The 26,568-nt window shown below is 63.6% G+C and carries 24 protein-coding genes; 17 read left to right on the top strand and 7 right to left on the bottom strand.

Translation table 11 applies throughout. The features are described from left to right. Positions 1–15 precede the first annotated feature (15 nt). From CU110_RS01810 to tatC, 13 genes are all read left to right on the top strand, one after another. A complete protein-coding gene (locus CU110_RS01810) occupies positions 16–2,274 on the top strand; it encodes a primosomal protein N' (protein WP_240499640.1) in 2,259 nt (752 codons plus the stop codon). Positions 2,275–2,474: 200 nt separating this feature from the next. Next, positions 2,475–4,160: an arginine--tRNA ligase gene (argS, locus tag CU110_RS01805; protein WP_077377924.1), complete on the top strand. Its 1,686-nt coding sequence runs from the start codon at positions 2,475–2,477 to the stop codon at positions 4,158–4,160. Between the two features lie 3 nt (positions 4,161–4,163). Next, the gene (locus tag CU110_RS01800; protein WP_077377921.1) at positions 4,164–4,817 is read left to right on the top strand and encodes an SPOR domain-containing protein; all 654 of its coding nucleotides are present in this window, start codon (positions 4,164–4,166) and stop codon (positions 4,815–4,817) included. Positions 4,818–5,025: 208 nt separating this feature from the next. Beyond that, positions 5,026–5,547: an ATP-dependent protease subunit HslV gene (gene hslV, locus CU110_RS01795; protein WP_077377918.1), complete on the top strand. Its 522-nt coding sequence runs from the start codon at positions 5,026–5,028 to the stop codon at positions 5,545–5,547. Position 5,548: 1 nt separating this feature from the next. Continuing rightward, positions 5,549–6,874 carry an ATP-dependent protease ATPase subunit HslU gene (gene hslU / locus CU110_RS01790; RefSeq protein WP_077377915.1) on the top strand — a complete coding sequence of 442 codons (1,326 nt, stop codon included), beginning with the start codon at positions 5,549–5,551 and terminating at the stop codon, positions 6,872–6,874. A 242-nt stretch (positions 6,875–7,116) separates the two neighbouring features. After that, the gene (locus tag CU110_RS01785; protein ID WP_240499733.1) at positions 7,117–7,476 is read left to right on the top strand and encodes a DUF971 domain-containing protein; all 360 of its coding nucleotides are present in this window, start codon (positions 7,117–7,119) and stop codon (positions 7,474–7,476) included. 150 nt (positions 7,477–7,626) lie between these two features. Beyond that, complete coding sequence (ubiE, locus tag CU110_RS01780) at positions 7,627–8,373, top strand: bifunctional demethylmenaquinone methyltransferase/2-methoxy-6-polyprenyl-1,4-benzoquinol methylase UbiE (protein ID WP_077377909.1); 747 nt, start codon at positions 7,627–7,629, stop codon at positions 8,371–8,373. Between the two features lie 7 nt (positions 8,374–8,380). Next, complete coding sequence (locus CU110_RS01775; protein ID WP_084207833.1) at positions 8,381–9,049, top strand: SCP2 sterol-binding domain-containing protein; 669 nt, start codon at positions 8,381–8,383, stop codon at positions 9,047–9,049. Then, on the top strand, positions 9,046–10,674 hold the full coding sequence (ubiB, locus tag CU110_RS01770) for a ubiquinone biosynthesis regulatory protein kinase UbiB (protein ID WP_084207832.1): 1,629 nt from the start codon (positions 9,046–9,048) through the stop codon (positions 10,672–10,674). The genes CU110_RS01775 and ubiB overlap by 4 nt, the downstream gene beginning before the upstream one ends. Before the next feature lie 34 nt (positions 10,675–10,708). Further along, positions 10,709–11,044, top strand: coding sequence for a phosphoribosyl-ATP diphosphatase (locus tag CU110_RS01765; protein WP_077377900.1), 336 nt, complete (start codon positions 10,709–10,711; stop codon positions 11,042–11,044). 113 nt (positions 11,045–11,157) lie between these two features. Beyond that, positions 11,158–11,412 (top strand): Sec-independent protein translocase subunit TatA, encoded by a 255-nt coding sequence (gene tatA / locus CU110_RS01760; RefSeq protein WP_084207831.1) that lies wholly within the window; start codon positions 11,158–11,160, stop codon positions 11,410–11,412. A gap of 5 nt (positions 11,413–11,417) precedes the next feature. Further along, complete coding sequence (gene tatB, locus CU110_RS01755) at positions 11,418–11,822, top strand: Sec-independent protein translocase protein TatB (RefSeq protein ID WP_077377894.1); 405 nt, start codon at positions 11,418–11,420, stop codon at positions 11,820–11,822. Further along, positions 11,822–12,613 (top strand): twin-arginine translocase subunit TatC, encoded by a 792-nt coding sequence (gene tatC / locus CU110_RS01750; RefSeq protein ID WP_077377891.1) that lies wholly within the window; start codon positions 11,822–11,824, stop codon positions 12,611–12,613. Before tatB ends, tatC begins: the two co-directional genes overlap by 1 nt. Here the strand turns inward: tatC and elbB are convergent, their stop codons facing one another. Beyond that, positions 12,614–13,300: an isoprenoid biosynthesis glyoxalase ElbB gene (gene elbB, locus CU110_RS01745; protein ID WP_084207830.1), complete on the bottom strand. Its 687-nt coding sequence runs from the start codon at positions 13,298–13,300 to the stop codon at positions 12,614–12,616. Positions 13,301–13,427: 127 nt separating this feature from the next. Here elbB and hemB point away from each other — a divergent pair, with 127 nt between their 5' ends. Together hemB and ppk1 are read left to right on the top strand one after the other, a co-directional pair. After that, positions 13,428–14,447, top strand: a complete 1,020-nt coding sequence (gene hemB / locus CU110_RS01740) for a porphobilinogen synthase (protein WP_084207829.1) — start codon at positions 13,428–13,430, stop codon at positions 14,445–14,447. Between the two features lie 164 nt (positions 14,448–14,611). Beyond that, positions 14,612–16,780, top strand: coding sequence for a polyphosphate kinase 1 (gene ppk1, locus CU110_RS01735; RefSeq protein WP_077377882.1), 2,169 nt, complete (start codon positions 14,612–14,614; stop codon positions 16,778–16,780). Between the two features lie 9 nt (positions 16,781–16,789). Here ppk1 and CU110_RS01730 read toward each other — a convergent pair whose 3' ends face one another. Both CU110_RS01730 and CU110_RS01725 read right to left on the bottom strand, forming a co-directional pair. Next, positions 16,790–18,940: a PhoX family phosphatase gene (locus tag CU110_RS01730; RefSeq protein WP_084207828.1), complete on the bottom strand. Its 2,151-nt coding sequence runs from the start codon at positions 18,938–18,940 to the stop codon at positions 16,790–16,792. A 108-nt stretch (positions 18,941–19,048) separates the two neighbouring features. Then, positions 19,049–20,209 carry a 3-deoxy-7-phosphoheptulonate synthase gene (locus CU110_RS01725; protein WP_167592958.1) on the bottom strand — a complete coding sequence of 387 codons (1,161 nt, stop codon included), beginning with the start codon at positions 20,207–20,209 and terminating at the stop codon, positions 19,049–19,051. Positions 20,210–20,836: 627 nt separating this feature from the next. Between CU110_RS01725 and CU110_RS01720 the strand changes: the two genes are divergently transcribed. Beyond that, positions 20,837–21,391 (top strand): sigma-70 family RNA polymerase sigma factor, encoded by a 555-nt coding sequence (locus CU110_RS01720; RefSeq protein ID WP_084207827.1) that lies wholly within the window; start codon positions 20,837–20,839, stop codon positions 21,389–21,391. Then, positions 21,370–22,080, top strand: a complete 711-nt coding sequence (locus CU110_RS01715) for an anti-sigma factor (protein WP_077377873.1) — start codon at positions 21,370–21,372, stop codon at positions 22,078–22,080. The genes CU110_RS01720 and CU110_RS01715 overlap by 22 nt, the downstream gene beginning before the upstream one ends. Before the next feature lie 21 nt (positions 22,081–22,101). Here CU110_RS01715 and folM read toward each other — a convergent pair whose 3' ends face one another. The 4 genes from folM to rho all read right to left on the bottom strand — a co-directional run bounded on the left by folM (position 22,102) and on the right by rho (position 26,564). Then, positions 22,102–22,836 (bottom strand): dihydromonapterin reductase, encoded by a 735-nt coding sequence (folM, locus tag CU110_RS01710; RefSeq protein ID WP_127734395.1) that lies wholly within the window; start codon positions 22,834–22,836, stop codon positions 22,102–22,104. Between the two features lie 53 nt (positions 22,837–22,889). Then, complete coding sequence (locus CU110_RS01705) at positions 22,890–23,684, bottom strand: FAD-binding oxidoreductase (protein WP_084207825.1); 795 nt, start codon at positions 23,682–23,684, stop codon at positions 22,890–22,892. A gap of 33 nt (positions 23,685–23,717) precedes the next feature. Further along, a complete protein-coding gene (gene ubiD, locus CU110_RS01700) occupies positions 23,718–25,187 on the bottom strand; it encodes a 4-hydroxy-3-polyprenylbenzoate decarboxylase (protein ID WP_084207824.1) in 1,470 nt (489 codons plus the stop codon). Between the two features lie 117 nt (positions 25,188–25,304). Then, positions 25,305–26,564, bottom strand: a complete 1,260-nt coding sequence (gene rho / locus CU110_RS01695) for a transcription termination factor Rho (protein WP_077377862.1) — start codon at positions 26,562–26,564, stop codon at positions 25,305–25,307. Positions 26,565–26,568: the final 4 nt, after the last annotated feature.

Genomic DNA, 26,568 nt, shown 5'->3' with positions numbered 1-26,568 from the left:
CCTCGGATGCCTTGCGTGCCTGACACCAGCGACAAGACTGCGACTCACCTGCCCGGACGTGTACTGGGCATCGCGATTCCCGGCCCCCTGCGCGACCTGTTTGACTATCTGCCAGCACGCCAGCCACCTCGCCATGGCTGGCAGGTCGGTCTGCGCGTGCGCGTCGAGTTCGGCCGTCGCCAGCTGGTCGGGGTGATCGCGGAGCTGCGCAGCGACTCAGCCTTTCCCATCGAGAAGCTCAAGCCCGTCAGCGAGGTGATCGACGAAGCGCCATTGCCGGCCGACTGGCTGTGGATATGTCAGTTCACCGCACGCTATTACCAGCACTCACTCGGCGACACCTTCGCGCAGGCGATGCCATCACTGCTGCGCCAGGGACGTGCCCTCGAGGCACGCACCCGTGAGCGCTGGTCACTCACCGACAAGGGGCGTATCACGGAGCCGGCCAGCCTCGGCCGCGCGACCCGCCAGATCGCATTGCTCGAGCTGCTCGCTCAGCACCGTCATGGCCTGGTACACAGCGCGATCACCGCCCAGGGCTTCACCCGCCAGCAGCTGGAAACCCTGCGCAGTCGTGGCTTCATCGAATCACGTGAAGAGCCTGTCACCGGCGCCACCCCGGAGCAGGCCAGCAAGGGCGTGCTGGCCGAGCCCAGCCTGGCACTCAATGACGAGCAGGGCCGCGCGCTCTCGCGCCTGCATGAAGGCCTGAGTCGCTTCTCCCCCACGCTGCTGGAGGGCGTGACCGGCTCCGGCAAGACCGAGGTCTACCTGCAACTGATCGAGGCGGTGCTGGATCGCGGCGGCCAGGCTCTGGTGCTGGTGCCCGAGATCGGCCTGACGCCCCAGACGCTGGAGCGCTTCCGCAGACGTTTCCGCGTCCCCCAGGTGATGCTGCATTCCGGCGTCAGCGATGGCGAGCGCCTCGATGGCTTCGAGGCGGCACGCAGCGGCCGCGCGCGCATCGTGATCGGCACGCGCTCTGCCATCTTCACGCCGATGGCAAAGCTCGGGGTGATCATCGTCGACGAGGAGCACGACGGCTCCTTCAAGCAACAGGATGGCCTGCGCTATCACGCCCGCGATCTGGCGCTGGTACGTGGCAAGCAGGAAGGCATCCCGGTAGTGCTCGGCAGCGCCACGCCGTCTCTGGAAAGCCTGCGCCATGCCCGCGAAGGGCGCTTCACTCACCTGCATCTGCATCAGCGTGCCGGGCGCAGCCAACCGGCACGCCTGCACCCGATCGACCTGCGCGGCCGCATGACGCTGGGCGGACTCTCCACCCAGAGTCTGGACGCCATCGAGAAGCGCCTCGCCCAGGGCGATCAGGTGCTGGTATTCATCAATCGGCGCGGCTTCGCTCCGACGCTGACCTGCCATGCCTGCGGCTGGATCGCCGAATGTGACAACTGCGACGCACGCATGACCCTGCATCGCCATCCCCCGCAGCTGACCTGCCATCACTGCGAACGCACCCGCCCGCTGCCGGATGCCTGCCCGGCCTGCGGCAGCGGCGATGTTCGTCCACAAGGCGCGGGCACCGAGCGCACCGAAGAGCTGCTCGGCGAGAAATTCCCCGACGTGCCGGTGCTGCGCATCGACCGCGACAGTACCCAGCGCAAGGACGCCATGAGTGAAGCGCTGGCAGTGATCCGCCGTGGCGAACCCTGCCTGCTGGTCGGCACCCAGATGCTGGCCAAGGGCCACCACTTCCCCCACGTCACGCTGGTGGTGGTGGTCAATGCCGACAGCGGACTCTACGCCGCCGACTTCCGTGCGCTGGAGCAATCCGCCCAGCTGCTGGTGCAGGTCGCCGGGCGAGCCGGACGCGCCGAGCGCCCCGGTGAGGTGCTGATCCAGACCCGCCATCCGGAAGACCCCAACCTGCTGACACTGATCCAGGCCGGCTACCCACAGCTGGCCGGCGAGCTGCTGGAGGAGCGCCGCATCGCGCAGTTGCCGCCGTTCAGCCATCTGGCCTTGCTGCGCGCCGAAGCCACCGATCAGCAGCAGGTCGAGCAGTGGCTGTTGAAGGTAGGAAGCGCCCTGCGTCAGCACATCGACAGTGCCGACCTCAAGGTGGACTGCCTCGGCCCGGTACCGGCGCCGATGGAGCGCCGCCAGAATCGCTATCACGCCCAATTGCTGTTGCGCGCGGCGAAACGCGGCCCGCTGCATGAAGCCGCCGCCTGGCTGGTGACGCTCTGCGAGCAGGATCGTGACGCGCGCCGCCTGCGCTGGTCACTGGATGTCGATCCCATCGGCATGGCCTGAGTTGAACTGACCACTATCCCGCCAGGACACGGATTGCGCCGTGATTGATCACGACGGTTTATGCAAGCCGCAGGATCGGTGATAATGCCCGCCATCGTGCAGCGACATCCGCACTCCCCCATTGCCCGCAGGCCTGATGCCTGCAACCGCCTGCTCCAGAGCACGCGGTGCGACCTGAGCCGTGAAGAGACCGATATTCCATGAAAGAGACGATCATCGAACTGCTGGGCCAGGCCCTGGATTCCCTCAAGGCCGACGGCACCCTGCCCGCCGACGCCAGCCCGCAGATCAAGGTCGACCCGACCAAGGACAAGACCCACGGCGACTACGCCAGCAACCTGGCGATGATGACGTCCAAGGCTGCCGGCATGAAGCCGCGTGAGCTGGCCGAGAAGCTGGTCGCCGCCCTGCCGGCCTCCGACGCGGTCTCCAAGGTCGAGATCGCCGGCCCCGGCTTCCTGAACTTCTTCGCCGAGACCGGGGCGGTGGCCGACATCGTGCGCCGCGTCTTCAGCGAAGGCGACCGCTTCGGGCACAGCGACGTGGGCGCCGGTGAGAAGGTCCAGGTCGAGTTCGTCTCCGCCAATCCGACCGGGCCGCTGCATGTCGGTCACGGGCGTGGCGCCGCGGTCGGCGACGTGCTGTGCCGCCTGCTGGCCGCCACCGGCCACGACGTCACGCGCGAGTTCTACTACAACGACGCCGGCGCCCAGATCAACAATCTGGCGCTCTCCGTTCAGGCACGCGCCAAGGGCCTGGGCCCGGATGACGCCAGCTGGCCGGCTGATGGCTATCGCGGTGACTACATCCGCGAACTGGCCGCCTCCTACATGGCCGGCGATACCGTCGAAGCCGATGGCAAGCAGGTCACGGGCGCCGCAGAACCTGACGATCTCGACGCCATCCGCGTCTTCGCCGTCGCCTACCTGCGCCATGAACAGGATCTGGACCTCAAGGCCTTCGGCGTCGAGTTCGACGTCTACTTCCTCGAATCCTCGCTCTACCGTGACGGCAAGGTCGAAGACACCGTCAAGCGCCTGGTCGACAACGGCTATACCTACGAAGACGATGGCGCCATGTGGCTGCGCACCACCGACTTCGGGGATGACAAGGACCGCGTGATGCGCAAGCGTGACGGCGGTTACACCTACTTCCTGCCAGATGTCGCCTACCACCTGGACAAGTGGCAGCGCGGTTTCACCCAGGTCATCAATGAACAGGGTGCCGACCACCACTCCACCGTGACTCGCGTGCGTGCGGGCCTGCAGGCCCTCAAGGCCGGCATCCCGGAAGGCTGGCCGGACTACGTGCTGCACCAGATGGTCACCGTGATGCGCTCCGGTGAGGAAGTGAAGCTCTCCAAGCGTGCCGGCAGCTACGTGACCCTGCGTGACCTGATCGAGGAAGTCGGCCGCGACGCGACCCGCTACTTCCTGGCGGCGCGACGTGCCGACTCCCAGCTGACCTTCGACATTGACCTGGCCCGCTCCCAGTCCAACGACAACCCGGTCTACTACATCCAGTATGCCCACGCCCGCGTGCACAGCGTGCTGCGCAAGGCCAGCCGTGAAGACAAGGCCTTCGATGAATCTCTGGCCATGGCGCAACTGTCCTTGCTGACCAGCGATCAGGAAAAGGCCGTGATGAATCGCATGGCCCAGTTCCCGGACGTCGTCACCCACGCCGCCAAGGTGCGGGAACCGCAGCAGGTCGCTCAGTATCTGCAGGACCTCTCCTCTGACTTCCACACCTGCTACAACGCGGTGAAGGTGATGGTCGAGGACGACGCGACCCGCAACGCGCGCCTGGCGCTGGGTCTGGCGACCGCTCAGGTCATCCGCAACGGCCTGGCCCTGCTGGGTGTCAGCGCTCCCGAGGAGATGTAAGCCATGGCTGCTCGCCGCCCCGCCAGCAAGAAGCCCGCTTCCCGTCAGGGAGCCAGCCCCCGCCGGCAGCCCGCCGCCAGTCAGAGCCGCGGCTTCCCGGGGTGGCTGTGGGGGATCGTCGGTCTGGTCGCCGGCTTCGTGCTGGCTCAGTATTTCCAGCAACAGGCGCCGCGTCTGCCGGTGGCTGCCATCGTGCCCAAGGCCAACACTCAGCAGAATGGTCAGCAGGCCGCACAACAGGGTAGCCAGCAGGACAAGGCATCGCAGAAGGACACTCCCGAAGAGAGCGGCGGCAGCATGCCGACCTTCGAGTTCTACACTCTGTTGCCGGAAACCGAGGTGATCGCCCCCAAGGTGGATGAGTACAAGTCCACTCCGCGTCCGGGCAGCGCCGAGAGCACCAAGAAGTCCGAGGCTTCGCTGACCAACTACATGCTGCAGGCGGCCTCCTTCCGCGAGATGTCCGATGCCAGGAAACTGGCCGGCAAGCTCAAGGATCTCGGCCTGCTGGCCAAGGTCAGTGACGTCAATGCTTCTGGCGGTACCGTCTGGCACCGCGTTCAGGTCGGCCCGTACAAGGACACCCGCGAGCTCAACCGCGCACAGGATCTGATGAACACCCAGGGCATCGAGCCTCTGCTGATCAAGCTGCAATGACCTCGGCATGACGCCACAGGTCAACGGGCCCGCTCACCGCGATCCGCCACGGTGGCGGTGACACGTCGCGGCAAGCAGTGGCAATTGCCAGACTGACGACCACCACCCGTTTTACGCGACGAGGCCCTGGCCTCGTCTGCCCCGAAATGCCATGCCCGGCCCCGTTCACCTTATTCCAATCGCCGGCATGCTCTCTCAGGAGTTATCCATGACCACGATCGTCTCCGTGCGTCGCAACGGCCAGGTCGCCCTGGCTGGTGACGGCCAGGTATCCCTTGGCAACACTGTCATGAAAGGCAACGCAGCCAAGGTGCGTCGCCTGTATCGCAATCAGGTGCTGGCCGGCTTCGCTGGCGGTACCGCCGATGCCTTCACGCTGTTCGAACGCTTCGAAGCGCAGCTCGAGAAGTATCAGGGCCAGCTGGTGAAATCCGCCGTGGAACTGGCCAAGGAGTGGCGCTCCGACCGCGCCCTGCGCAAGCTGGAAGCCATGCTGGTGGTGGCCGACAAGCATGCCTCGCTGATCATCACCGGCAACGGTGACGTGGTCGAGCCCGAACACGGCGTGCTGGCCATCGGCTCGGGCGGCAACTTCGCCGAAGCCGCCGCCCGCGCCCTGATCGAGAACACCGAGCTGTCCGCCCGCGAGATCACCGAGAAGTCCATCTCCATCGCGGCCGACATCTGCGTCTTCACCAACCACAATGCCATCATCGAGGAGCTGTCCTGAGATGTCCCAGATGACCCCGAAGGAAATCGTCAACGCCCTCGATCAGCACATCGTCGGTCAGCCGGAAGCCAAGCGTGCCGTGGCCGTGGCCATGCGCAATCGCTGGCGTCGCATGCAGCTCAACGATGATCTGCGCCCGGAAGTCACCCCGAAGAACATCCTGATGATCGGCCCGACCGGTGTCGGCAAGACCGAGATCGCTCGTCGTCTGGCCAAGCTGGCCGGCGCGCCCTTCCTGAAGATCGAGGCGACCAAGTTCACCGAGGTCGGCTACGTCGGACGTGACGTGGAATCGATCATCCGTGACCTGGTCGAGGTCGCCATGAAGCTGGTGCGTGAAGAGGCCATGAAGGAAGTGCGCGACAAGGCCGAGGATGCCGCCGAGGATCGCATCCTCGATGCGCTGCTGCCGCGCGCCCGTGGCGAGGAATATGATGCGGCGGCCAACAACAGCAGCACGCGTCAGATGTTCCGCAAGAAGCTGCGCGAAGGTCAGCTGGATGACAAGGAAATCGACATCGAGCTGAGCCCGGCCAGCCAGAGCCTGGATTTCGCCACCCCGCCGGGGATGGAAGAGATGACCAGTCAGCTGCAGTCCATGTTCTCCAGCATGGGCAAGCAGCAGAAGGAAAGCCGTCGCATCAGCGTCAAGGAAGCCCTCAAGCTGGTTCACGAGGAAGAAGCGGCCAGAATGGTCAGCGATGAAGACCTCAAGAGCCGTGCCATCGAGGCCGTCGAACAGAACGGTATCGTCTTCCTCGACGAGATCGACAAGGTCGCCAAGCGTGGCGAGTCCGGCAGTGGTGGCGACGTGTCCCGTGAAGGCGTGCAGCGCGATCTGCTGCCGCTGATCGAGGGCTCCACCGTCTCCACCAAGCACGGCATGGTCAAGACGGACCACATCCTGTTCATCGCTTCCGGCGCCTTCCACCTGTCCAAGCCCTCGGACATGATTCCGGAGCTTCAGGGCCGTCTGCCGATCCGCGTCGAGCTCAATGCCCTGACCCCGGACGACTTCAAGCGCATCCTGACCGAGCCGTCCGCGGCATTGATCCGTCAGTACAAGGCGCTGCTGGCCACCGAAGGCGTCGAGCTGAGCTTCGCGGATGACGCCATCGAGCGTATCGCCCAGATCGCCTATCAGGTCAACGAAGGCACCGAGAACATCGGCGCGCGTCGTCTGCATACCGTGATGGAACGCCTGCTGGAAGAGATTTCCTACGAAGGTGCCGATCAGGCGGGTGAGCTCAAGGTCGATGCCGCCTATGTCGATGCTCGCCTGGGCGACCTAGCGTGTGACGAAGACCTGTCGCGCTACATTCTCTGACGTCTGGCGTCAGCGCCTGACCCGCGAGAAGCCCTCATGGCGGCAATCGCCACCCTGAGAGATGCCACTGACGCCCGATCCGGCTTGGCCCGGTTCGGGCGTCAGTGCATCATGCGACATAGATACGTCGACGCGCCCGAGATGTCGCTCGACGCTCCTGTTCCTTCGGCAGCCAGCAGCGCGACTACCGCCTCAATGAGCGCCATGCCCGTGACGCCGACGAGGCCCCGGTACCGACGCGCGTGCACTATCACAAGTCGGAGCGTGAACTGGAACTGGGCTATGCGGATGGCCAGACTTTCCGCCTCAGCACCGAATTCCTGCGCGTGATGTCCCCCTCCGCGGAAGTGCGCGGTCACGGTGTCGGCCAGGAAACGCTGCAGGTCGGCATGCGCCACGTCGGTCTGGCCAACATCACCCAGAGCGGTCGCTATGCGCTGAAGCTGCATTTCGATGATGGCCACGACAGCGGCCTCTACACCTGGGAATACCTGTGGGAACTGGCCAACCGCCGCGATGCCATGTGGGCCTACTACCTGCGCCAGCTGGAAGAGGCCGGTGCCTCGCGTGAGCCGCTGGGCATTCCGCTCAATCAGCTGTAAGCCACTGATGCCAATGGGGCGCGGCAAGATGTCCGACTCGACGTCTTGTCAAAAGACAGCCCGCTGGCCAGCGGTTACAATCGAGCCACTGCGAAAGCTCACCATATTGCGCTGACGTCCCCCATGGGTGGCGTCACAACAGGGGAAGTCATGGACAAGCGTACGACTCACTTCGGTTATCAGGAAGTTGCCGTGGACGAGAAGGCAGGCCGCGTCGCGGATGTCTTCCACAGTGTCGCCGCCAAGTACGACGTGATGAATGACCTGATGTCCTTCGGCATCCACCGTCTGTGGAAGCGCATTACCCTGGAGCGTGCCGGTGCCCGTCCGGGCCAGACGGTGCTGGACATTGCCGGTGGCACCGGGGATCTGACGCTGAAGTTCTCGCGCCTGGTCGGGCCGAAGGGTCGCGTGGTGCTCGCCGATATCAACGCCTCGATGCTCAACGTCGGGCGTGACAAGCTGCTCGACCGCGGTGTGGGTGGCAATGTCGAGTATGTGCAGGCCAATGCCGAGGCGCTGCCCTTCCCTGACAACACCTTCGACATCATCACCATCGCCTTCGGGCTGCGCAACGTCACCGACCAGGCCAAGGCCCTGCGCTCCATGCAGCGCATCCTCAAGCCCGGAGGCCGTCTGCTGGTGCTGGAGTTCTCCAAGCCGGTCAATCCGCTGCTCTCCACCGCCTACGATCAGTACAGCTTCCGCCTGCTGCCGAAGATGGGCGAGATGGTCGCCGGCGACGCCGATTCCTACCGCTATCTGGCCGAATCCATTCGCATGCACCCCGACCAGAAGACCCTGGCCGGCATGATGGAAGAGGCAGGTCTCGAGCGTGTCGAGTTCACCAATCTCACCGGTGGCATCGTCGCGCTGCACCGTGGTATCAAGCTTTGAGGCTGTCATGGCATTGCTGACCCCCCTGCTGGTGGCGACGGCGGAACGCACGCTCAACCGCCTGCTCGCCCGTGACCCCGCCTCCGCCATGCGCCTGAATGCGCTTGCCGGCAGACGCCTGCTGCTGCGCCTGGAGCGCCCCGCCTTCGACCTGCTGGTGCACTTCGACCTGCAGGGGCTGCATCTGCTGCGCCTGCCCGAGGCCAACGAGAGCGACGGCGACGTGGTGGTGGAGCTGGACATGGAAACTGCCGCGGCACTGCTGTCCGGTGAGCCCATCGAGCGCTTGATGTTCGAGGGCCGCCTGGCCGTGCGTGGCCGTCTGCACCTGCTGGAAAGCGCACGGGACCTGGTGATGGATCTCGATCTCGACTGGGAAGGGGCCTTGAGCGAATGGTTCGGCGAGACCCCCGGTCATAGTCTGGCCACCGGCCTGCGCAGCCTCGGTCGCTTCGGGCTGACCAGCCGTCGTGAGCTGGAGCTGGATCTGCGCGAGTATCTGACCGAGGAAGCACGCTGGCTGCCCGGCCATGCCCAGCTGCAGGTCGCGCGGGACGAGCTGACCGAGCTGACCCAGTGCCTGGATCGCACCGAGGCACGCCTGGCGCGCCTGCGACGCCATCTGGAGGCCGTCACCACGCCACGGTCCGCTGATCGGGAGTGCCAGCCGTCGTGAGACTCTATCGCCTGCTGAGCATCCTGTGGGTCATCGCCCGCTATCGACTGGATGATCTGATCCCGCTGTCTCGCGTACCTGCGCTGCTGCGGCCGCTGGTCAAGCTCTCACCGCTGCGCCTGCTGCCTGTCGGCAAGCGCTCGCGTGGTGAGCGCCTGCGGCTGGCACTCGAAGCGCTGGGCCCGATCTTCATCAAGTTCGGCCAGATGCTCTCGACTCGTCGTGACCTGCTGCCACCGGACGTCGCCGATGAGCTCAAGCGCCTGCAGGACCAGGTGCCGCCCTTCGAGAACGAGGTGGCGCGCGAACTGGTCGAGCAGGAGCTGGGCATGCCGGTCGAGGAAGCCTTCGCCGAATTCGAGGCGCAACCGCTGGCCTCGGCTTCCATCGCCCAGGTCCATGCGGCACGCCTGCACGATGGTGCCGACGTGGTGGTCAAGGTGATCCGCCCGCGCATCGAAGAGGTGATGCGCAAGGATATCGGCCTGCTGTATCTGCTCGCGCGTCTGCTGATGAAGCTCTCGCCGGAAGCACGGCGTCTGCGCCCCGTGGAAGTGGTCTCCGATTACGAGGCCACGCTGTTCGACGAGCTGGACATGCACAAGGAGGCCGCCAACACCTCCCAGCTCAAGCGCAACTTCCTCGATTCGCCCCTGCTCTACGTGCCGACCATCCACTGGCCGCTGACGCGGCGCCGGGTAATGGTGCAGGAGCGCATCCGCGGCATCCCGGTCGCCGACATCGACGAGCTGGAAGCCCAGGGCACCGACTTGAAGAAGCTGGCCGAGCGCGGCGTGGAGATCTTCTTCACCCAGGTGTTCCGCGACAACTTCTTCCACGCCGACATGCACCCCGGCAACATCTTCGTCTCGCGAGAGAACGCCCATGACCCGCAGTTCATCGCCATCGACTGCGGTATCGTCGGCAGCCTGACCCGCGAGGACCAGGACTATCTGGCGCGCAATCTGCTGGCCTTCTTCCGTCAGGATTACTACGAGGTCGCGGCGCTGCACATCGAGTCCGGCTGGGTCGGGGAGGGCACGCGCGCCAACGAGTTCGCCGCGGCCATCCGGGCCGTCTGCGAGCCGATTCTCGAGAAGCCGCTCAAGGACATCAGCTTCGGCCAGGTGCTGCTGGGCCTGTTCCAGACCGCGCGCCGCTTCAACATGGAAGTCCAGCCGCAGCTGGTCCTGCTGCAGAAGACGCTGCTCAACATCGAGGGCCTCGGCCGTCAGCTGTATCCGGATCTCGACCTGTGGGCCACCGCCCGCCCCTATCTGGAGCGCTGGATGAAGGAGCGCGCCGGCCCCAAGGCGTTCTGGGCCGAGATGGTCAAGCAGGCTCCGGAGCTGTCACATCAGCTGCCGCAGCTGCCGGTGATGGCCTTCCAGGCCATGCAGCGCATCGATGATGAACACCGCGCTCGACAGCGTCAGACCGAGGCACTCGCCACGCTGCGCGATCGTGTCAATCATGCGTCCAGCACCGGCTGGCGCTTGCGCGCAGGTGGACTGCTGATCGCCGTGGCCTTCGGCTGGCAACCGCTGATCGCCTGGGCCGAGACGCAACCGATGATGGTGCTGGTCGGCGCGGGGCTGGGCATCGTGCTGTTGCTGTGGCGCTAGCCGCCAGACCCCATGCTTTCAGGAATGATGATTCATGAGTGATATTCTCAACCGCCTGTCAGACGTACTGGCAGAGCGGCGCGACGCTGATCCGACGTCCTCCTATGTCGCGAGCCTGCATCACAAGGGCCTCAACAAGGTATTGGAGAAGATTGGCGAAGAGGCCACGGAAACGGTACTGGCCGCCAAGGATTTCACTCAGGACGACGTGGACTCCCACCGTGCAGTGATCGGTGAGACCGCCGACCTGTGGTTCCACTCGCTGGTGATGCTTTCTCACCTCGGGCTGGACCATCAGGACGTGCTGGATGAGCTGGCGCGACGCTTCGGCGTCTCCGGCCATGATGAAAAGGCCGCTCGCGGTCAGTGATGATCAAGCAGACGACTTGCAGCGCAAGCCGATTTCCCTGGCAGTGGTGCTCTCACCCTGCAAGACTCAAGGCCTCGTGACCTAGTCCCATCGGCCAAAATGGAGAACTTCCCATGTTAGGTGGCATCAGTATCTGGCAGCTCCTCATCGTGCTCGGCATCATCATCCTGATCTTCGGCACCAAGAAGCTCCGCAACGTCGGATCAGACCTCGGTGGCGCGGTCAAAGGCTTCAAGGGCGCCATGAAGGAAGAGGAAAAGGCCCCCGAAGACACGGCTCCTCAGCAGAAGGTCTCCCACGGTGAATCCCGCGGCGATACCATCGATGTCGAGGCCGAGCGCCGCGATACCGCTGACAAGCGCTCGTAAGCCGCATGTTCGACATCGGCTTTTTTGAACTGGCACTGATCTCGCTGCTGGCATTGATCGTGCTCGGCCCGGAGCGTCTGCCCCGGGCGGCGCGTACGGCGGGATTGTGGCTGGGGCGCATCAAGCGCAGCGTCTCGGGGATCCAGCAGGAAATCAGCGCCCAGCTGGAAGCCGAAGAACTGCGTCAGACGCTCAATGAGCAGAAGAAGCAGCTCGACGAGACCCTGGCACATGCCCGCAATGAGGCGCGTGAGGTGGAAACCACCATCACGCGTTCCTCGCCCGCGTCACAGGAGGATGCCAACGCCTCGCCTGCCGCCGACAGTGCTCGCTCGACCACGGAGACGACCTCAGGCGAGCAAGAGACCTCCGCCACCCCCACCAGTGAGTCACGGGAGCCGCGTTCCTGATGAGTGATCCGCATGACCCGCAGCCCTCCGCCTCCGGCGAGGCTGCCCACGCCCCGCTCATCGAGCATCTGATCGAACTGCGCTCCCGCCTGCTGCGTGCGACTGTCGTGGTCCTCGTGGTATTCGCGGCGCTGTATGGCTTCTCCAATCAGATCTATCTGTATGTGGCCGAGCCGCTGATGGCCCTGCTGCCTCCCGGCTCTCAGATGATCGCCACCGAGGTGGCCTCGCCCTTCCTGGCCCCCTTCAAGCTGACACTGGTGGTGGCGCTGTTCCTGGCGATTCCGGCGGTGCTCTATCAGGCCTGGGCCTTCATCGCGCCGGGACTCTACGAGAACGAGAAGGCGTTGGCGTTGCCGCTGCTGGCCTCCAGCATCCTGCTGTTCTATGCGGGCGCGGCGTTTGCCTACTATGTCGTCTTCCCGCTGCTGTTCCAGTTCTTCACCACCACGGGCCCCGAGAACGTGGCGATCATGACGGACATCAATCAGTACCTGAATTTTGTCCTCAAGCTGTTCTTCGCCTTCGGTGTGGCCTTCGAGATTCCCATCGCCACCTTCCTGCTGATCTGGACGGGGGCCACGTCCGTGGAGGTGCTGAGCAAGAAACGCCCCTACATCGTGATCGCCTGCTTCGTGGTCGGCATGCTGCTGACACCGCCTGACGTCATCTCGCAGTCATTGCTGGCGATTCCGATGTGGCTGCTGTTCGAGGTCGGGATTCTCGCCGCACGCGCCTTCAAGCGCCGCCGTCCGGCGAGCGATGATGAGGCCTCGCAGCAGGCCCCCTGATCAATCCTGTTGACTGGCCTTGGCCTGGTCTTCCTCGATCCAGCCGTTCAGACGCTCCACCAGCTTGAAGATGCCTTCGGCAGCCTCGGAGATGCGCTCTGCCTGCATGTAGGCTGGCGTCGTGATCACGCGATTGGCGGCATCAATCACGATATCCGTCACCTCACAGCTCTTGTGCAGACCGCCCTGGGCACTGATGGCGCCGGAGACTTCAGGGTCCGTGCCGATGGTGACCGAGATCCCCTCGCCCAGCAGCTTCGGCATCATCACCGGCGCGATGCACATCACGCCGATCGGCTTGCCGGCCGCATGGAAGGGCTGCACCACCTCGCGCAGACCATCCACCAGCGTCAGATCCGCGCCCTTGACGGCAAAGTTGCTGAGATTCTTGGCGGCACCGAAGCCACCGGGCAGAATCAGCGCGTCGAAGTCCTCGGCGGACAGCTCCGGCAACGGACGCACCTTGCCACGCGCCAGGCGAGCCGACTCGGTCAGCACATTGCGTGTCTCGTCCATTTCCTCGCCGGTGGCGTGGTTGAGCACATGATGCTGATCGATGTCCGGAGCGAAGCACTCGTAGCGGATGCCCAGCTGATCAAGCCGAAGCATGGTCAGGGTCGTTTCGTAGATCTCGGAGCCATCATAGACACCGCAACCGGATAGGATCAGGGCTACCTGCTTGGTCATGTGTTACTCCATTGACGGTGAACTGGTCGTATGGGCGCCGTCTGACCTGTAATATCATTGAAATATTATAGACCTAGACTTCCAGCGTCCCTCACGGAACCGGAGCCTTAGATCCGGAGAGCCTCTCTTGAGTCAACGTACCCCACGCCAGTTTCCTGCGATTCGCATGCGCCGCATGCGCAAGGATGATTTCTCTCGCCGCCTGATGCGCGAGAACCAGCTGACGGCCGATGATCTGATCCTGCCGGTCTTCGTGCTGGAAGGTTCGCAGCGTCGTGAAGCCGTGACCAGCATGCCCGGGGTCGAGCGCCTGTCCATCGACCTGCTGGTCAAGGAATGCCGTGAGGTCCATGCGCTGGGCGTGCCGGCCATCGCGCTGTTCCCGGTGATCGATGCCGAGGCCAAGAGCCTGCTGGCCGAGGAGTCCTACAACGCCAATGGCCTGGTGCAGCGCGCGGTGCGTGCCCTCAAGGAAGCCATCCCGACGCTGGGCGTGATCACCGATGTGGCGCTGGATCCCTACACCGTGCATGGCCAGGACGGCATCCTCGATGATGACGGCTACGTGCTCAACGACCGCACCGTGGACACCCTGATCAAGCAGGCACTGTCACACGCGGAAGCGGGCGCCGATGTCGTGGCCCCTTCTGACATGATGGACGGCCGCATCGGCTCCATCCGTGCCATGCTGGAACAGGAAGGCCTGATCAATACCCGCATCATGGCCTATTCGGCCAAGTACGCCTCCAACTACTACGGCCCGTTCCGTGATGCGGTGGGCTCGAGCGGCAATCTGGGCAAGGCCGACAAGCAGACCTACCAGATGGATCCGGCCAACAGCGACGAAGCGCTGCATGAAGTGGCCATGGATCTCGCCGAGGGCGCCGACATGGTGATGGTCAAGCCGGGCATGCCCTACCTGGATGTGGTGTCCCGCGTGAAGCGTGAACTGGAAGTGCCGACCTTCGCCTACCAGGTCAGCGGCGAGTACGCCATGCACATGGCCGCCTTCCAGAACGGCTGGCTGGATGCCGACAAGGTCATTCTCGAATCATTGATGTGCTTCAAGCGTGCGGGTGCCGACGGCATTCTCACCTATTTTGCCCGCCGGGCCGCGGAACTGCTGGCGGAGAAGAATCGCCTTTGACTACCCCGGCGACCGGACCGTGTCTGACCGGGGTCATGGAGTTGATGATGGAACAGACCCACAAGAACGCCATAGATGACGCGTCAGACACCTCGCTGGACACCGCTCCCCAACCGCATCAGGACGCTGCCGCCCCGGCGGCGTCCCGGGGGAAAGAGGGCGACATGGAGCTGGTCACCGACGAGCCGCCAGCCCTTGAACCTCCGCCCCTGCGCGTCAATCGCACGCGCAAGGGCATTCACGCCAAGGTCACGCCCTCCCCCGAAGCCGACCTGGCCGACCCCGCCCTGTATTTCAACCGTGAGCTGTCGAATCTGCAGTTCAACATCCGGGTACTGGAGCAGGCGCAGGACACTTCGCATCCGCTGCTCAACCGGCTGATGTTCCTGCTGATCTTCACGTCCAACATGGACGAGTTCTTCGAGATCCGCGTGGCGGGTCTCAAGCATCAGATCGCCTTCGACCGCACCGAGCCCGGCCCGGATGGCATGCTGCCCGGCAAGGTGCTCGACGAGATCTCGCGCATCACCCACGAGCAAGTGGAGCGCCAGTACCGCATCCTCAACGAAGAACTGATTCCGGCGCTTGAAGAGCAACACATCCGCTTCCGTCGCCGCAATCAGTGGAACGACGCCCAGAAAGCCTGGGTTCGCGAATACTTCGAGGAAGAGATTCAGCCGGTCATCAGCCCGATCGGGCTTGATCCATCACATCCCTTCCCGCGCCTGGTCAACAAGAGCCTCAACTTCATCGTCGAGCTGGAAGGCAAGGACGCCTTCGGGCGCGAGGGCGGCCTGGCCATTCTTCCGGCTCCACGCTCGCTGCCGCGCTTGATTCGCGTGCCGGAAGCGCTCGCAGAGAGCGGCTATACCGAGTACGTCTTCCTGTCCTCGATGATTCATGCCCATGCCCAGGAGCTGTTCCCAGGGATGAAGATCAAGGGCTGCTACCAGTTCCGGCTGACGCGCAACGCCGACCTCTCGGTGGATGCCGAGGATGTCTCGGATCTGGCCTCGGCGCTGCGCGGCGAGCTGCTGGCGCGGCGTTACGGCGATGGCGTGCGCCTGGAAGTGGCGGACAACTGTCCAGAGGCGCTCTACACCTTCCTGCTCAAGCAGTTCGAGCTGGAGAAGCGAGACCTGTATCAGGTGAAGGGACCGGTCAACCTCAATCGCCTGATGGAAGTCATCGGCGACGTGGGCCGCGAGGACCTGCTCTACGCACCGTTCACTCCCGGCACGCCCAAGGCACTCAAGAGTGACAACAGCCTGTTCGATGCCATTCGCCGCGAGGACATCCTGCTGCATCACCCCTTCCAGTCGTTCTCGCCGGTCGAGAGTCTGCTGGCCGAGGCAGCGCGCGACCCGAACGTGCTGGCCATCAAGCAGACGCTCTATCGCACCGGAGCCGATTCCAACATCGTCTCCTCGCTGGTGGAAGCTGCACGCCAGGGCAAGGAGATCACCGTGGTGATCGAGCTGCGTGCCCGCTTCGATGAAGCCGACAACCTGCAGCTGGCCTCCCGCCTTCAGGAGGCAGGCGCCATCGTCATCTACGGGGTGATGGCCTACAAGACCCATGCCAAGATGCTGCACATCGTGCGGCGAGAAAATGGCGAGCTGCGCCACTATGCGCACCTCGGCACCGGCAACTACCACGCCAAGACGGCGCGCCTGTACACCGATTACAGCCTGCTGACGTCCAATGAGACCTTGTGCGAGGACGTCCACAAGGTCTTCCAGCAGCTGACCGGCATGGGCAAGCAACGCAATATCGAGAAGTTGCTGCATGCCCCCTTCACACTGCATGAGCGACTGGTGGAGATGATCGACCGGGAAGCGCGCAACGCCGAGAAGGGCAAGCGCGCCCACATCATCATCAAGTGCAACTCACTGACCGAACCCAAGCTGATCCGCGCGCTGTATCGCGCCTCACGCGCGGGCGTGCAGTGCGATCTGATCATCCGCGGGGTCTGCTGTCTGCGTCCGGGCGTTCCGGGCATCTCCGACAATATCCGCGTCCGCTCGGTGATCGGTCGCTTCCTGGAACATACTCGCACCTTCCACTTCCACAATGCCGGCCAGCCGGAGACCTGGTGTTCCAGCGCGGACTTCATGGAGCGCAACATGTTCCATCGCGTCGAGACCTGCTTCCCGTTGCTCGACAAGAAGCTGGCGCAGCGCATCCGCAAGGACCTGGACACCTATCTGGTCGACAACTGCCAGAGCTGGCGCCTGGAAAGCGATGGTCACTACACCCAGCTGGATGCCGGCGATGCAGAGCCGATCAGCGTGCAGGAAACCCTGCTGTTCGCCTACGCTGCCAAGGCCTGATCGCGCCCATCAGACACCGATCTGACCACCATCTTCACGCTGGATGACGACGGTCGCGGCGCGCGGGCGCACACTGCCGTCAGTTTCGGCAGTCGCATCCACACTCTGCGGCCAGTTGCCGGGATGCTGGATATTGACGAACAACGCCGTCCTGTCAGGTGTCGCGAAGATGCCGGTCACTTCACAGCCGTTCGGGCCAACCGCGAAGCGCTTGAGCTGTGCCTGGTTATCGGCACCGATCACGGCAGCATCCCCTTCGGCCTGCTGAAGCGCGGCCGGCACGACCGCCAGTAGCTGGTCATTGGTGGCGTCCGCCACACCGGCGTAGCCGTTGTCCGTCTGGATCCACAGGATACCCTGCTCGTCCTCACGTTCGTCGAAGTAGAGGCCATCCGGACTGGCGAATTCATTCATCTCAGTCAGGCCGGACAGGTTGTCGGCATCACTGGCCGCCGCGCCGAACACGAAGATCTCCCAATCGAAGGCGGTGTGATCTCCCGCCTCACGCCAGCGGATGATCTGCCCAGCCTCGTTGTCACCGCGCGGGTTGGCGGCATTGGTCGGCGCCGTCTTGTAACCGACTCCCGGCTCCTCGATGGCCTTGCCGTCATTGGTGAAGGCCGCCGCGGTACCCTCTTCGGTGCGCTTGGAGTTGTTGGTCAGTGTCATGTAGACCTCACCGGAAGCCGGGTCGACGGCACCCCACTCCGGGCGGTCCATCGGCGTGGCGCCCAACAGATCCGCCGCGTCCGCGGTATGGATGATGACACCGGCCAGATCATCGGCCGCCAGGCCCAGTGCAGCGGCCAGCGTCCGGCCATCCCTGGTCACGGCATCCGGCGTCAGCTTCAGCCACTTGCCAGTACCGTCGGCGGAGAACTGGGCAACATACAACGTGCCCTTGTCCAGATACTTGTCACCGATCGTCAGGCGATTCTTGTCGGCTCCCGGCACGTGCGCATCGGCGGCCTCCCATCTGGCATCGGAGACGAACTTGTAGATGTATTCGTTGCGCGAGTCATGGCCTGAATAGAACACCACCGGCTCGCCTTCGACCAGCTTGCCAGGCCAGCAGCCTTCATGGCGGAAACGTCCCAGCGCGGTGCGCTTGACGGCCTTCTCACCGGTGTAGGGGTCGATCTCGACGATGTAGCCGAAGGTACGCGGCTCATTGCGATAATCCTTGTCGGCACTGTCCGCCGTCGGCGTATTGTCGAAGCGCGCGAATTCGCCATCGACTTCGCTGGCATCTCCCGCGGCGGTTTCCCAGCCGTAGCGGCCACGCTCGGTCTCGATGCCGATGCGATCATCATCGCTCTGACGATCACTGCGCTTGACGAAGTACCCCGGCCAGTTCTCCTCACAGGTCAGGTAGGTGCCCCAGGGGGTATAGCCGTTGGCGCAGTTGTTGTTGGTACCACGCGTGCGCGTGCCCTCCGGAGAGAAGGCAGTCTTGACGTAATCACTGCCTGCCACCGGGCCACTCAACACCATCTCGCTGGCGCTGGTATAGCGACGGTTGTAGCCGGAGTTGCTCACCACATCCCACTTGCCGCCGGCATCCTTCTTGACTTCGACGACGGTCACGCCGTGGGCATTGATCTCGGTACGCACTTCATCGGCCGGGCGCTTGCCGGACTCCGCATTGGTCGCGCCGCCCTTGGGCGCCCACAGGGCATCCTGATCGATGTACTCATTGTTCATCACCAGCAGGAAATTGCTGGAGGCGGTGTCTTCGCTCAGCGCGAAGTTGTGCATGCCGTCGTGATGCATGCCGATGCTGTTGAGCTGGGCCTCCGGCGTCATCGCCAGCGATTCACTCCACTGCGGTGCCTTGTCGTTGAGCGGAGTGCCCCACGGTGCCAGGACATGGGCGGTATACCCTGCAGGTACCACGAAGGCATCCGTGCGAGAGCCCTTGATGGACTCGAAGGCCAGCGCCAGCGGTGTCTTCGCCGGAGTCCCTGTGGTCTTGCCGCTGTCGGCATTGGCCGCACCGCTCAGGCCCGCCAGCCCGAAGCCGCCCAGCATGCTGGCAGCCGCCATGCCCAGACCACCCTGCAACACGCGACGACGGGAAAGGTGCTTGTCGATGATGGAAGAGAATGTCTCGTTGTGACTGGCATTCAGTAGGCGATGATCTTCAATTTCCTTGCTCATGCTGCTTCCCCGTAGTCAGGTTGCGGGTTGTTCTTTTCAGGCCTGGCCCCTGTGGGGCCGCCAAGGGCAACAAGAGTGATACGCGAACCAAATGACAGTCGTATGACGTCAGGCGTCTCGCAGACGCTCTGCCGCCAGACTCAACAGATGCTCCGTCGTCTCCCACCCGAGACAGGCATCGGTCACGGAAACGCCATGGCGCAGCTGCGAGAGCTTGTCCGCTGCCGGCAATGCCTGCTTGCCCTCGTTGAGATGGCTTTCCAGCATCACGCCGATCAAGGCGTCATCACCGGCCAGACGCTGGGAGAGCACATCCAGCATCACTTCGCTCTGACGACGGTGGTCCTTGCGCGAGTTGGCATGACTGCAGTCGACCATCAGTCGCGGTGTCAGACCGGCCCCTTCCAGCTCTCGCCGGCAGGCGGCCACCGAGTCTGCATCGTAGTTGGGCTGACCATGGCCGCCCCGCAGCACCACGTGGGTGTGGGGATTGCCCGCGGTCTCGATCAGCGCCGGGCGCCCGCTGTCATCCATGCCGAAGTGGCGATGCCCGTGAGCTGCCGCACCGATCGCCTGCACGGCGACCTCGACCCCACCATCGGTTCCATTCTTGAAGCCTACGGCGCAGCCAAGGCCGGAGGCCATCTCGCGGTGGATCTGTGACTCGGTGGTGCGTGCCCCGATGGCCGCCCAGCCGAGCAGGTCTTCCAGGTAGGCGGCGGTCAGCGGCTGCAGCAGCTCCGTCGCCACCGGCAGGCCCATCTGGTTGATCTCGCGCATCAGCTCGCGCGCCTGACGCAGGCCGCTGGCCATGTCATCACTGCCATCCAGATGCGGATCATAGGCCAGCCCCTTCCAGCCCACCGTCGTGCGCGGCTTCTCGACATAGACACGCATCACCAGCTTGAGGCGATCACGGACCTGCGGTTCGATCACCGCAAGGCGCTGGGCGTATTCACGCGCGGCCTTGAGATCATGGATGGAACACGGGCCGACTACCACCAGCAGGCGATCATCCTCCCCGGCAAGAATCGCGTTGATCTCAGCGCGGTGCTGGCGAATCTGGCCGGCCAGGTCAGCATCCACCGGCAGCTGCGCGCGCAATTCGCTGGCGCTGGGCAGGGCTTCACGACTGATGCGTCCGGGAGTGGTCGGTGTCTGGGCGGCATCGAAGCGGGTCACGGGGGTAGTCTCGGCGGTCATGGTGTCGACAGTGGTATCGGCTGTGTGCGGGTCATTCGTCAACACGCGTTCAAGGCTGGCGTTCATGGTCTTCTCTCCTGTGACGAAGCTTCGGCTTCATCACGCAATATTCACTCTGACAGACAGGGACTTCGCGAATCGTCACCCCGATGTTGCTCGCCCTGCCCCGCGGTGACAGCGGAAAGAGGCAGGACGCCGCTAAATCGCCAGCGCCAATAACCATGCACGACCCGAGCGGAAGCGAAAGAGAAGCGGGTAGTCGGGATCGTGGTACGCATGGTCATTCCTCCAGTCATTCATGCTGCAATCATCGTTGGCACGTTAGGGTGGCACGCCTCTCTCGTCATGAGAGATTGCCGGGCCCAAACGCAAGAACCCCCGGTCGTGGCTGCGACCGGGGGTTCTTCAAGGTGGTGGCAGCCCGTACGAGACAGGCACGCCGTAACCTCAGGCGCGCCCCTGTGTAAACCAATACCAATAGCCAGCCGCACACGCAGCCGGATGACTCTATCCTTGCACTACGAAACGTCGCACGCAAGCGTGATCGGGCAACAAACCGTTGCCTGCACGTATAAAGAAGGACTATCAGCCCGGAGTGGCATCAGTATAACCTTTGGTTGTCGAACGACATGATCGGCAACGCGCATTCGTCCAGCGGTGCCTGACACCGCGCCCACAGCTTGGAATGCATACATGCAGGATTCCCGAAATGATGCACTGATAGAGTATCTGTCGGGATGTGCCCGGCAGGATGCCAAGGCACTGGATCGACTTTATCGCGCAACCAGTGCGCATCTATACGCTCAGTTGCTGCGTATCTTGAGACATGAGGCATCCGCGCAGGATTGTCTTCAGCAGGTCTACATCCGGGTATGGGCCGCCGCCGGCCAGTATGACGCCGGCCGCGCCCGCCCGATGACCTGGCTCGGCACCATGACCCGCAACATCGCCATCGACTGGATACGTCGACAGCGACCCAGCGAGCACGACAGCGACGAATTGATCGCTGCCATGCCCGGTCGAAGTGATATCGAGGCAGATGTCGACCTGGCCCAGCACAGTGGTGAACTCCACCAGTGTCTGGCCGAGCTGAATGACGATCAACGCCGCGCCCTGGAACTGGCCTACTTCGAAGGCCTCACCCACCAGGATCTGGCCAACCAACTGGACCAGCCCTTGGGCACCGTCAAGAGCTGGGTCCGACGTGGACTCGAGAGGTTAAAGACATGCATGAGTCATTTGATCTGAGCGATCCCGAACTGCGTGAAACCGCAGCGGGCGAGTACGCGCTCGGAACCCTGACACGCAGTGAGCGCGCCGCTTTCGAGTCGCTGCTCTCCGTGAGTCACGACCTGCAGCGCGATGTGGAGCGCTGGCGCGAACACCTGAACGTGTTCAATGAACAGCTGCCCCCTGTCGCGCCGCCCGCCGATGTCTGGCAAGGCATCGCCGAGGCGACGGGCACCGCCCGGCAGCCGTGGTGGCGTCGCCTGGGCCTGTGGCAAGGCATGACGGCCACGGCGTTCAGCCTCGCACTCGCCGTCAGCCTGACCTTCAGTCTGGGTCAGAACGAGAGCATGGAGAGCGACTACGTGTTCGTGGTCAGCAACCCTGACAGCAGCCCCGGCTGGATCGTCAATGCCTCCCACTCGGGTGAGATGATGGTCCAGGCCGTCAGCCCCAACGCCCCGGCCCCCGGCAAGGTCTGCGAGCTGTGGCTGATGGCCAAGGATGGCAAGGAGCCGATGTCACTGGGCATCCTGCCGCACTCCGGCACCATGAAGGTGGAGGTGCCGAAGGAATATCTGGCCGCCTTCCCCGACAGCGATCTGGTGATCACGCTGGAAAATCCGGGCGGCGCTCCCTCCGGTCAGAACATGGGGCCAACGCTCAAGAAAGGCCAGTTCACCGCCGTCGAAGGCCGCCACATTCTGTAGGCACTAAAAAGCCCCCGCTTCTCAGCGGGGGCCTTTTTCATGCTGCCCTAGATGACGTCCGCCATCCACCGGCAGTGTCGTGCCCGTGACATAGGGACTGTCCAGCAGATAACGCAGCGCCTGCCAGATCACCCCTGGGCCCGGCACACTCTGCATCGCAGACTTGGCCCGCGCTCGCTCGGCGTAGTCATCATCGTCGTCCGGGCGCAGCATGATCAGCGCCGGCGCGATGGTGTTGACCTGGATGCGTGGCGCGAACATCGATGCGAACGACAAGGTCAGATTCTCGAGCCCCGCCTTGCTGGCCGCGTAGGCCGCATGCTTGCGCGAGCCTTTCTGGACCACGAAATCACTCATGTGAATGATGTCGGCCTGAGTCTCGATACCTGCCTCCAGCAGATCACGCAGCGCCAGATTGATCAGATACGGCGCCTGCATGTGGACGCGAAACAGATGCTCGAACATCTCGCCGCGCTCCTCCGCCCCACCATCCGGCGCCCAGTCGCTGGCATTGTGCACGATGGCCCTCAACGTCGGCGTCATCTCACGAATCGTCGCGATGAAGGCCTGGATGCCCGCCTCACTGGAGAAATCCGCCTGGACGGTGCGGATACCCAACGCCCGCAGGGCATCGAGCTCTTCGCGCTCACGTCGGTAACTGATGATGACGGGATGGCCATCATCCACCAGACGTTCGGCGCAGTAGCGCCCCAGTCGCTGGGCGCCACCGGTGATCAGAATGGGGGACTGACTCATTCACTCGACTCCTTCAGGCAACGTCAGGCAGCTTCAGGCAACGTCAGGCAGCTTCAGCCGGATACCAGCGCCGGATCCAGCAGCGGCTCGCGTGGTGCATAACTGAAGACATCGGAGCTCAGCGCGCTGGCCTCGACCCCCAACGGCGTCAGCGCATCGACACAGGCATAGACCATGCCGGGCGAGCCCGACAGATAGACGCGCTTGCCTGCCATGCTCTCCGCATGCGCTCGCAGCGCATCATCGATACGACCGATATGGCCATTGAAGCTTGCCTCGACCCCAGCCGCTTCCAGTGCCTGATGGTGAGCATCACCCGCCTCAGGCGCTTCTTCCAGTACCGGCACGTAGCGGAAATTGGGCTGACTGGCGGCCCAGTGGAGCGCGGCGCTTTCCAGATACAGATCCCGACGCTCACGCGCGGCCCACCACAGTTCGATGGGCTGATTGAGGCCGTGTGCAAACGCTGCCTGCAACATGGCATGCATCTGCGAGAATCCGGTACCGGCACAGATCAGCACGACGGGACTGGGGTCGTCGAGATCGAGCACGCATTCGCCATTCGGCAGGCGCAACTCCAGCTGATTGGCCGCGACCAGCAGGCTGCGCAGACGCGCCGAGTTGCTGCGCTCCGGCCAGTGCTGGATATGCAGCTCAAGCACGCCATCTCCCTTGGCAGCGTTGGCGATGGAGAACGGTACCCAGGTGGTGTCGTCGAGCTTCATCTCGAGATACTGGCCCGGCGCATGCGCCAGGGCCTCGGGACGTGCGGCAAAGCGCACACGAAACACGTCCGGGGTCAGGTCTTCCACACTCTCGACATGACAGGTCAGGGTCCGCGCCGTCATCGTATCCTCTTGTTGTCTGAAGCCTGCCGCGACTCAATCCAGAATGCCCAGACTGTCCCAGCGCTCATCGACCCGCGAGACGATCTCGTCGCTCATCACGATGGGCTCGCCCCATTCGCGGTCGGTCTCGCCGGGCCACTTGTTGGTGGCATCCATGCCCATCTTGGAGCCGAGCCCCGCCGTTGGCGAGGCGAAATCGAGATAGTCGATCGGCGTATTGTCGACCAGAACGGTATCACGGCTCGGGTCCATCCGCGTGGTGATGGCCCAGATGACATCTTCCCACTTGCGGGCATCGACATCATCATCCAGCACGATCACGAACTTGGTATACATGAACTGGCGCAGGAAGCTCCAGACTCCCATCATCACGCGCTTGGCGTGGCCGGGGTACTGCTTCTTCATCGTCACCACCGCCATGCGGTAGGAGCATCCCTCCGGCGGCAGATAGAAGTCGACGATCTCCGGGAACTGCTTGCGCAGAATCGGCACGAAGACCTCATTGAGGGCCAGACCGAGAATCGCCGGCTCATCCGGTGGACGCCCGGTATAGGTCGAGTGATAGATCGGATCGCGCCGATGGGTGATGCGCTCGATGGTGAAGACGGGGAAGGTCTCGACCTCGTTGTAATAGCCGGTGTGATCGCCGTAGGGGCCTTCCGGTGCCATGTCATCCGGATACAGGTAGCCCTCGAGGATGATCTCGGCGCTGGCCGGCACCTCGAGCTCCGACAGGCCACATTTGACCAGCTCGGTGCGCGAGCCGCGCAGCAGCCCCGCGAAGGCATACTCGGACAGCGTATCCGGCACCGGAGTGACAGCGCCCAGAATCGTCGCCGGGTCAGCCCCCAGCGCCACGGCGACCGGGAAGGGCTCACCCGGATGGGCCTTCTGCCACTCACGGAAATCCAGAGCCCCGCCACGGTGCGCCAGCCAGCGCATGATCAGCCGATTCTTGCCAAGCTTCTGCTGACGGTAGATGCCGAGGTTCTGACGCTCCTTGTGCGGCCCGCGGGTAATCACCAGCGGCCAGGTCACCAGCGGCGCGGCATCTCCGGGCCAGCAGTGCTGGATCGGAATCATGTCGAGATCGACATCATCCCCTTCCAGCACGACTTCCTGACAGGGCGCACGCTTGACCCGCTTGGGGCCCATGCTCATCACCTGCTTGAAGATCGGCAACTTGTCCCAGGCATCACGGAAGCCTCTGGGCGGCTCCGGCTCCTTGAGGAAGGCGAGCAGCTCGCCGACTTCGCGCAGCGCCTCGACCGATTCCTGCCCCATGCCCAGCGCCACACGACGCGGTGTGCCGAACAGATTGCCCAGCACCGGCATGCTGTGGCCCTTGACGTTCTCGAACAGCAACGCCGGACCACCCGCCTTCAGGGTGCGATCGCAGATCTCGGTCATCTCCAGGTAAGGGTCCACCTCGGCACGAATGCGCTTGAGTTCGCCCTTCTCTTCCAGCGCCGCGATGAAATCGCGCAAGTCTCGATACTGCATGGGAGTTTCCGGTCGGCTTGATCAGGTTCCGAGCATACCATTGCCAGCCGATAGTCGGCAGGCCGACAACGCAAGACGCCCATCTCCTGATCAGGAGATGGGCGTCTCGGGAAGTGCTCAGCGGCGCTTCATGGCCTCGAAGAACTCGAGGTTGGTCTTGGTATCTTTCAGGCGGTCGATCAGGAATTCGGTCGCGGCCACGTCTTCCATCGGATTGAGCAGCTTGCGCAGGATCCACATGCGCTGCATTTCATCTTCAGACGCGATCAGGTCTTCACGACGCGTACCGGAACGACGGATGTTGAGTGCCGGGAAGACACGACGCTCGGCCAGCTTGCGGTCGAGGTGCGCTTCCATGTTACCGGTGCCCTTGAACTCCTCGAAGATGACTTCGTCCATCTTGGAACCGGTGTCGACCAGTGCCGTGGCGAGGATGGTCAGACTGCCGCCTTCCTCGATGTTGCGCGCGGCACCGAAGAAGCGCTTCGGCTTCTCGAGGGCATGCGCATCGACACCACCGGTCAACACCTTGCCGGAGGACGGCACCACGGTGTTGTAGGCACGCGCCAGACGCGTGATGGAATCGAGCAGGATGACGACATCCTTCTTGTGCTCCACCAGACGCTTGGCCTTCTCGATCACCATCTCGGCGACCTGGACGTGACGGGCCGGCGGCTCATCGAAGGTGGAGGCCACGACTTCGCCGCGCACGGTGCGCGACATTTCGGTGACTTCCTCAGGACGCTCATCGATCAGCAGCACGATGAGGTGACATTCGGGGTTGTTGCGAGTGATGGAGGCGGCGATGTTCTGCAGCATCATCGTCTTGCCCGCCTTGGGCGGTGACACGATCAGACCACGCTGTCCCTTGCCGATCGGGGCCGTGAGATCCAGGATGCGCGAGGTGATGTCCTCGGTGGAACCGTTGCCGATTTCCATCAGCAGACGCGATTGCGGGAACAGCGGCGTCAGGTTCTCGAACAGGATCTTGTGCTTGGCGTTCTCGGGACGGTCAAAGTTGATCTGATTGACCTTGAGCAGCGCGAAGTAACGTTCCCCTTCCTTCGGCGGACGAATCTTGCCGGAAATGGTATCGCCCTTGCGCAGATTGAAGCGGCGAATCTGGGACGGGGAAACGTAGATGTCGTCGGGGCCAGCAAGGTAGGAAGAATCCGCACTGCGCAGGAAGCCGAAGCCGTCCTGCAGGATTTCCAGCACACCATCACCATAGATATCCTCGCCGCTTTTCGCGTGCTTCTTGAGGATGGCGAAGATGATGTCCTGCTTGCGCGAACGTGCCAGGTTGTCGATCCCCATGGTCTGGGCGAGTTCCAGCAGTTCCGGGACGGTATTTTGCTTGAGTTGGGTAAGATTCATCGGC

The organism is Cobetia sp. ICG0124, from assembly GCF_004006355.1.
Lineage (GTDB): Bacteria > Pseudomonadota > Gammaproteobacteria > Pseudomonadales > Halomonadaceae > Cobetia > Cobetia marina.
This window is presented reverse-complemented; position numbering and strand designations above follow the sequence as displayed.